This is a genomic window from Winogradskyella sp. (assembly GCF_013213975.1).
Classification (GTDB): Bacteria; Bacteroidota; Bacteroidia; order Flavobacteriales; family Flavobacteriaceae; genus Winogradskyella.
On record NZ_JABSST010000059.1, the window covers coordinates 1 to 8,403 of the forward strand.

The 8,403-nt window shown below is 34.4% G+C and carries 3 protein-coding genes; all 3 read right to left on the reverse strand.

The window, feature by feature from the left end:
* The coding region (locus HRU49_RS10180) for a DEAD/DEAH box helicase family protein (RefSeq protein ID WP_296356782.1) at window positions 1-933 on the reverse strand (933 nt) is incomplete at its 3' end.
* A gap of 35 nt (window positions 934-968) precedes the next feature.
* On the reverse strand, window positions 969-3,311 hold the full coding sequence (locus HRU49_RS10185; protein ID WP_296356784.1) for a choice-of-anchor L domain-containing protein: 2,343 nt from the start codon (window positions 3,309-3,311) through the stop codon (window positions 969-971).
* 64 nt (window positions 3,312-3,375) lie between these two features.
* A complete protein-coding gene (locus tag HRU49_RS10190; RefSeq protein ID WP_296356786.1) occupies window positions 3,376-8,205 on the reverse strand; it encodes a T9SS type B sorting domain-containing protein in 4,830 nt (1,609 codons plus the stop codon).
* Between the last annotated feature and the right edge of the window lie 198 nt (window positions 8,206-8,403).

Here is an 8,403-nt window from a genome sequence, read left to right on the forward strand (position 1 = left end):
GAGGTAGCGTGAGTAATTTTCTATGCCAGAGCAGTATCCTAATTCCCGTATCATTTCTAAATCAAACTCAGTACGCTCTTTAAGTCGTTTGGCTTCAAGATGTTTCCCAATATCTTTGAAATAATCATGTTGCACGACTAAATCATCTTGAATATCTCTGATCGCATTTTGGAGCACATCTGGAGACGTAACAAACATATTTGCAGGATAAATATTTAAGCGATCATAGCGTTCTAGAATTTCATTTGTATGCGCATCAAAAGCTTCGATTTCTTCAATTTCATCACCAAAAAAATGGATACGAAAAGCGTTATTGGCATAGCCAGGAAAAACATCAACTGTATCTCCTTTAATTCTAAAGTTTCCGTTTTTAAAGTCGGCTTCTGTTCTTGAGTATAATCCTTGTACTAACTGATGTAATAGTTTTGTTCTGGAAATAACTTGATCACGCTCTACAGTAATGACATTTTTTTGAAATTCAACCGGATTTCCAATACCATATAAACACGATACTGAAGCCACAACAAGAACATCTCTGCGACCTGAAAGTAATGATGAGGTGGTACTCAAGCGCATTTTTTCGATCTCTTCATTGATTGAAAGATCCTTTTCAATATAAACACCAGACACAGGGATGTAGGCCTCTGGCTGATAGTAATCATAATAAGATACAAAATACTCGACGGCGTTGTCAGGAAAAAACTGTTTAAACTCTGAATATAATTGTGCCGCAAGGGTCTTGTTATGTGCTAAAACAAGGGTTGGTCGTTGCACCTCTTGAATCACATTTGCGACTGTAAAGGTCTTACCAGAACCAGTTACACCGAGTAAGGTTTGGTAGCGTTCTCCTTCTGTTATTCCATTAGAAAGTTGTTGAATTGCCTCTGGTTGATCTCCAGTAGGTTTAAAGTCTGATTCTATCTTAAACCGCATGTTACAAATTTACGATAAAGATTAGCTTTAATCAATTAACGTTTTAAAGCAAAATGGCCTGTAAAATTTCTGCCATCTAAAAATTCTGCTATAAACCAATAATCATTACTAGGCAGTTTTTCACCATTAAAAGTACCATCCCAAGCTAAGTTTGTTGTATCTAATTTTGTAATTAGTTTGCCGTAACGATTAAAAATAGTCACATGTCTTAATTGGACCAATTGTTCTCCTAGTCCTATAATTTGCCACACATCGTTAATGTCATCTCCATTAGGTGTAAAGAATTTAGGGAACCCTAATACTGAAATAATATTTTCTGTAATACCACATCCATTTTTGTCCTTTACATAGATAATATGCTCACCGGCAGAAATATTGGTAAAGACATTACTTTCTTGATAAAAACCATCCATGTCATCTATAGCATATTCATATGTACCACTCCCAGATGCATTAACTGTTATGGTATTATTGGGTGCAACACCTTCTACCAAAACACTGTCAATTAATGCTGTCTGTGAGGGATTAACTATAATAGTGCGACTTGAAGAACAACCGTTTGGGTCTGTAACTGTTACAGAATAATTACCAGTTTCGTTAATGTTAATGAATGATGTATTTATATTTGTTTGAGTTCCATTAAAATACCATTCATAATAATAATTGTTAGGTAAGTCATCTATTATACCTCCTTGGAGTGTTATGAATTCTGGAAAGGTGTTTAAACAATAAATTACTGTTTCATCAGCTTCTAAAATTGGCGTGTAAAGAACTTTTAGATTCACTGTAGAAATACTAAAGCATTGATTATTAGTTTCTATTTTAACAAATATGGTCTGCGTATCAATTACTGTATTGACAAAGCTATTAGGTAATGGATTCGCCTCATTAAAGGCATCCTCCTCGTTTTCAAAGTAACTAACTTCAGCCCCTGTAGGTATTTGGTTAATTATCGATGCCTCGATAAATTCTAAATCAAAGGTTGCAAAACCATCTATTTCTTCACCATCACAGGAATTTAAGTCAGGAATATTAATAAAGTTGTTGCTTGTCTGTAATTCTAATTGAGCAATAGATGTGCAGTTTCCAGGATTAATTATTCTTGCATAAATAATCTGAAATGGAGTGCTATTTTCAAAATTAGTCGCATTACTAATAGGGTTTATATTTGCTATAGCGTCCTCTTCTGAAGTGAAAAAGTCAGTTATAACGAGATTCTCATTACCATTAGTTAAATCACTTTCAGCTTCAAAAAGATTATAAATAGTTAAACCATCTGTATTACTATCGCACTCAGTTAAAATGGCATCTTGAGTAATAGGTAATTGCACATATTCAATAATTACTTCTCCATACGATATACAATCATCTGAAAGAATAACTTCAACATTGTAAGTACCTGGTTCAGTTACGTCAAAGAATCCACAATTGGCGCAATTCGTTTCTTCTTGCAAAATACCATCTTTAAACCAACGATATGTGCTAAAAGCTGGATTATTAGCATTTAAAGTCAGAGTTTCTCCTTCGCATAAAGCATTTCCCGTAGCTATAAGTCTATTTGGACCTAAATCTGTTGATAATTGAAAGCTACCAGCTTCTAGAAATACTGCAGAATCAAATCTGTGATTTTGTTCGTCTGCAATTACCAATTTAACATGATAACTAATATTTGGTTCTATATTGGCTGTGGCTGTTAAAACCGCTGTTTGTCCATTAAAGTTTATAGGGGAACTGATACCATTATAAGAACCAAAGTAAGTTTCATTTTGTGGAGGGCATGAGCCTGGAACACCAGGGGTTACTGTTGTCGCTTTTACTGGAATATTAGTGTCTGGTACAAGTGCTATATTTTCATATTGATTTTGCCCATCTGTTGGTCGGATTAAAAATCCAAATAAATCTGAAAATTGACAACTGTTGGGATTGTTCTCTTGGTATTCTTCCGAAGCAAAAATATATCTAAAACTTACCTGAGGGGCAATTGAAGTGAAATCAAACTCTAAAATCGTTGCATTGAACGTATTAGTTTCATTTAGAGCTAATTCCAAATCTTGATCACCAATCCAATTAGGGGCATCATCGTCACTTAAATTATTATTGGGTCCAGGTACATTTGCTAATCGACCTGTGCTCATTACTAGTCCACTGGTGAAGGGAAATGAAGTACCTGTGGCATCAAAAAAGCCATAGCTAAAGTCAGCACCATTAAAGTTACCGCCAATAATATTAGTGACATTTATATTAGTAATACAATCACTGTCAATTAAAATATCTTCAATTAGTTGCTGAGGTGTAAAGGTCTGGCTATCAACTAAAATATTCTGAGAATAATTAAATAGGCAGAACAAAGTGGTAGTAAATGTTAATATTCGTTTCATATTTTAATGAAGGAATGCAAAGATAAGCATCAATTAGTCTTAAAGTGTTAAGCTTAGGTTATAACTATCGTTTTAAAGCAAAATGGCCTTTAATTTGAAAGTGTTTTCCGTTTTGAATAACATTTGCAACATACCAGTAATCTCCTGCGGGCATAAGATTTCCATTAAAGGTACCGTCCCATCCAGGTGTATTAGAACGAATTTCTTTAATTAGTTTCCCATACCGATCAAAAATATGAATTACAGTGCCTGGAAGCGTTTGAACTCCTACAATATGCCAAGTATCAAAGTCACCATCACCATTTGGTGTCATGTGTTTTGGAGTATCAATTACTAAAACTTCTCTAGTGACTTGTGCACATCCGTTCTGATCGATGATGGTAATGGTATTATACCCTAAAGGAACATTTATAAAAATATTTGAGGTTTGAAATGGTAAATCATTAATTTGATAAAGATAATCACCTATTCCGTTAATAGTTAAGATAATATTATTAGGGTCAGAGAAATCAATGGTTTCAACAACATCAATGCTTGCAGATTCTGATTCAGTTACAATGAATGTACTTGTACTTTCACAACCAAATTCAGTTGTAATAGTAACACTGTAAGTTCCAATATCAGTAATTTCAATGGAAGATGTTGTAGCATTAGTTGACCATTGATAGGAATCTGATGGATTGCCTGTATCTGCAGAAACAACTAAAGGTAAATCGTTAAGACATAGGACCTGATCTTCAATTTCTATTTCAGGGAGTGGGTGTATACTTACTGTGAACTGGGTCATATCAAAACATCCAGTTGCATTATTTTCAACTCTTACATAAATAATCTCACTGTTAAATGCAACATAGGAGTCGCTGAGCGCATTTATATTATTCATAGCGTTATCCTCTGAGTTGTAGTAGTACACAGAGAATTCATCAGGGTTTTGCCCATTGAGAATGCTCAGGTTTTGTGTTGAAAGATCAAACTCAAGAAGACCATCAAAATCATCATCACAAGCCACTAAATTAGGGGGCTGATTTGCCAATGGAAGTGGATTGACTATTAATTGGAAAGGGTGCACAGCATAACAACCTGTTGTTGAAAATTCGACACGTACATAAATGAGTTCACTTGTATTGGTATAGGTAAAATCTGTATTTAAAGCAGATACATTTGCCTCAGCATCAGCCTCACTGGTGTGATAGCTGACTAAGACATTAAAGGTGTCCTCTAAAAGTACTAAATCAATATCAGAGAGATCTACATAATTCTCATCATTTTCACAGACATAAAAAACGTCAATAGGATCAATAACTGGCGGTGTGTTAATTATTAAATCAAACGGAACTGAAGAGAAGCAGGTGGTGCTAATATTCAATACCTTAACATAAAGTGTTTGAGGGTTGGACGAATTGGTATATGATTCTGGGTTTAATATTCTATTGGAATCGCTTTGCAGATCGTCTTCCGTTTCATAATAAAAGAATTCAATACCGTATTGTCTTCCTTCTAATATTAATAACTCAATTTCTGTTAGATCCCATGATTGGTTAAATAGATAATTATCACCACAGATAGTTAAAGATTGCCCATAATTTACTTCTGGTAAAGCCAGTGTATTAATATTAAATGTTGATGTCTCATAACAGCCTGTTTCAATATTTTCAATTCTTGCATGTATTAATTGAGGATTTACCGTAGTTGTGTAATTTAATGGCAATGCATTTGTTCCAAGGTTCGCATTTAATGGTGTAAGATGGAAGCTTACATTTAAGTTTTGAGTAGTCGTTGATGTAATTTCGTCTATTTTTTCATTAAAATCTACCGTGTTTAAGCCATTGCCGTTATAATCACATCTATAAATGTCTGTTGGTTCTACATAAATTGGCGCTTGCCGAACTTCAATTACCATTGGCGCAACATCATAACAATTAGTTTCTAAGGCGTTTTCAAGTCTTACAAAGATAGTTTGTGGGTTTGATATATTGAGATAACTATTGTTCTTATCTATTTCATTAGTTCTATTATTGGCGTCCTCTTCCGTTGCAAAATATAAAGTTTGCATGTTCTCTTGCCCATTAATGACTTCTGCATCTTTAGTGACAAAAAAGAAGCCATCGGTAATATTTGTATCCACTTCACAATTCACATAGTCTGTTAATTGGGGTATCTGTGGATTATCGTAAACAAGGATTTCTAGTGCAACCACTGCGAAGCAGTCTAAGTTATCAACAGCAATTCTTATAAATACTTCTGTTGTTTCCGTTGTATAATTTTCTGGATCATCAATAGGAAACCTATTGGCTACTGCATTACCATAAGTGCCATGATAACTAATGGTCGTACCTGATAAATCATTCGATAACTGAGGAAGAACAGATGTTAGGTCAACTGTAGTAATTCCATCTTGGTTCTGGTCGCAAATAACCATCGGATTGGGAGTTGCGATTTCTAGTCCATCTGAAATATTCACCTGTAGTGTGGAAAAGTTATAACATTGTGATCTATTATCGGTGATTCTAATATAAAGTAATGGTGAAGTCGTTGTGGCATTATAACTTAACCCAAGTACATTTTCATCTGCTATGGCATCTGCTTCAGTGGCATAAAATTCTATTGTAACATCATCTGAGTTATTTTCTATTATTTCCAATAGCGGATTAAGTTGTATGGTGGTAAAGCCTTCTGCTGCATTTGTGTTACCACAATATTCCACAATCTGAGGTTCTAACTCTGGTAAAGAAAGAATATTAAGTTCAATATTAACGTTATTGGAACAACCATTACTTGAGATAACAGCATAAATTAAATCTGATCCATTTGCTACGGTATATGGGGTACTAACGTTTATAGGATTAGTTTCATTAGCCCTATCACCTGCAGTTTCATAATAGGTGATGTCGATATTATACCCATCTCTAACTTCTTCGGTTACCTCGACTAAATCAAAATCATAAATTCCATCATTTGTTGGATCATCACATCTGCTTACGACAGGAATATCCCCTAGTAAATTATTAGTTAAATTAGTATGTAATTCTATGGGCACTACAGTGGGACAGTCTTGGCTGCCATCTAAAATAGCCATGTAGACCGTCTGTAAATTAGGTACTTCGTTTTGATAGAGTACACCTGGGAAAATAGGGAATGCCTGAATTTGTGCATTATCAAAATCTGTATAAAAGGTAACATTTGCATTTGGATAGGACAACAAGACCTCATCTCTTACAATTCCGAGATCGAAAACTCCAAATTGCTGATTTGCAGGTAAGCACATGTCAATGAAAAACTTTTGGTCAAAATCTATCCGTTCTTGAATAACTAACGGTATAGGAGCAACGCTGATACAACCTGTGAAGTCATTTTCTATCCGAGCATATGTGAAATTAGAACCAAAAGGCATATCTGAAGCAAAGATTACTTCATTTTCATTATTAAAAGCATCTTCTTCAGTCACATGAAAAGTAACTGTTCTGTTGAATTCGTAATTGGCAATTTCAAAAGCATAGTAAGATAACTCTAAGTAACCTACACCATCAATTAGAAATTCTGCACATAGTATAATCGGTGGTATTATAGTAAAGTTTGGTTGCGCTCCGATTTCAATATTAAAAGTTCCAATTTGAAGACAGCTTTCATCATTACTTTCAATTCTAACAAAAATTGTTTCTAAAAGTTCTGTATTCTGATAGTCTCCAATAATAGGGTTTAGATCATTAAAGGCATCGTCTTCAGTTAAGTGATAACTTATTTCAAAATCGTTAGAAGGTAAATTAGTAAAAATCTCACTATCCTTTTCTGTTAAATCGAAAAGTGCATAACCATCGTATGGAATTTCATCACAAATAATTAAATCTGAAATAGGTGCTGCTGGTTGAAAAGGTATTGTCTCAATAATAACCGAATCTGAAATTGTACAAGATCCATTTGGTAGCGGCAGGGTAACTTGCACCTCATATTCACCTGATTCTAAGGCTTGAATAGTAGGACTTGTTTCACCTATAATTTCGGTTCCATTTAAAAACCAAGCGTAAGTGGCATCATCATTATCTATTTCACCATTTAATGCAATTGTAGCTCCACAGGCTGTAATGTCCGGACCAAGATCTACAGTTGTTCCAAAACCTTCAGCAGCTATAAAAACTGCAGAATCGAATCGTTGATCGATATGGTCTGCAATAATGAATTTTACTCTGTAAGTCACACCAGGGATAATACTAGTAACAGCATTTAATACGGTAGTCTGACCATCATAGTTTGTCGTTCCAACATTATAGCCTTCAAAAAATGCTACATTATCCGCTTCACAGCCCTCAGGAATTTGAGGATGTATTGAACTGGTATTTATAGAAGTTCCTGAGTTTGGTACTGTAGCAATATTAACATAAGGCTCATTACTCCCAGCCTCTTTAATTAAAATTGCAAATACGTCTTGAAAATTACAAGGGTATTGTTGTTGGTATTCGTCTGAAGCAAATATGTATCTAAAGCCTACACTATTGTTAATAGAGGTAAAATCAAATTCTAAAGATGTTGCATTGAGTGTCTGTGGTATACCTAAAATATCTTCAATAACTGGATCTGTATTCCAATCTAATGTTCCATCACTTAAGCTTTCAGATATAAGTGAGTTTCCGGAGGCGTTCACATTACCTGTGGATAAAACGATACCATTTTCGAGTGGAAATTCAGAGGTACCTCTGTTAAATAAGCCGTAGCTTGGAATATTACTTACTGCGCCGTTTACGTTGGAGTTAGCATTGGTGGCAATAACACAGCTTCCATTGGTCAGGTTATTTATGAGTTCTTGTGGTTGTAACGAAGAATCAGTAACAATCTGTTGCGCAAATACGTAACATATTTGAATGAAAAGTAGTAGAAATGTAATGGTACGTTTCTTTTTCACGAGATTTTTTAAAATTTATAGCAACAGAAACTGTGGTGTTTGCTTTTTAAAATAAAGATACTAAAAAGGCAATTAAAGAAGGAATATAGTGCCCTTATTCTAAATTGAACGAGACAAACATTATCGTTTTAAAGCAAAATGGCCTTTAATTTGAAAGTGTTTTCCGTTTTGAATAACATTTGCAACATACCAGTAATC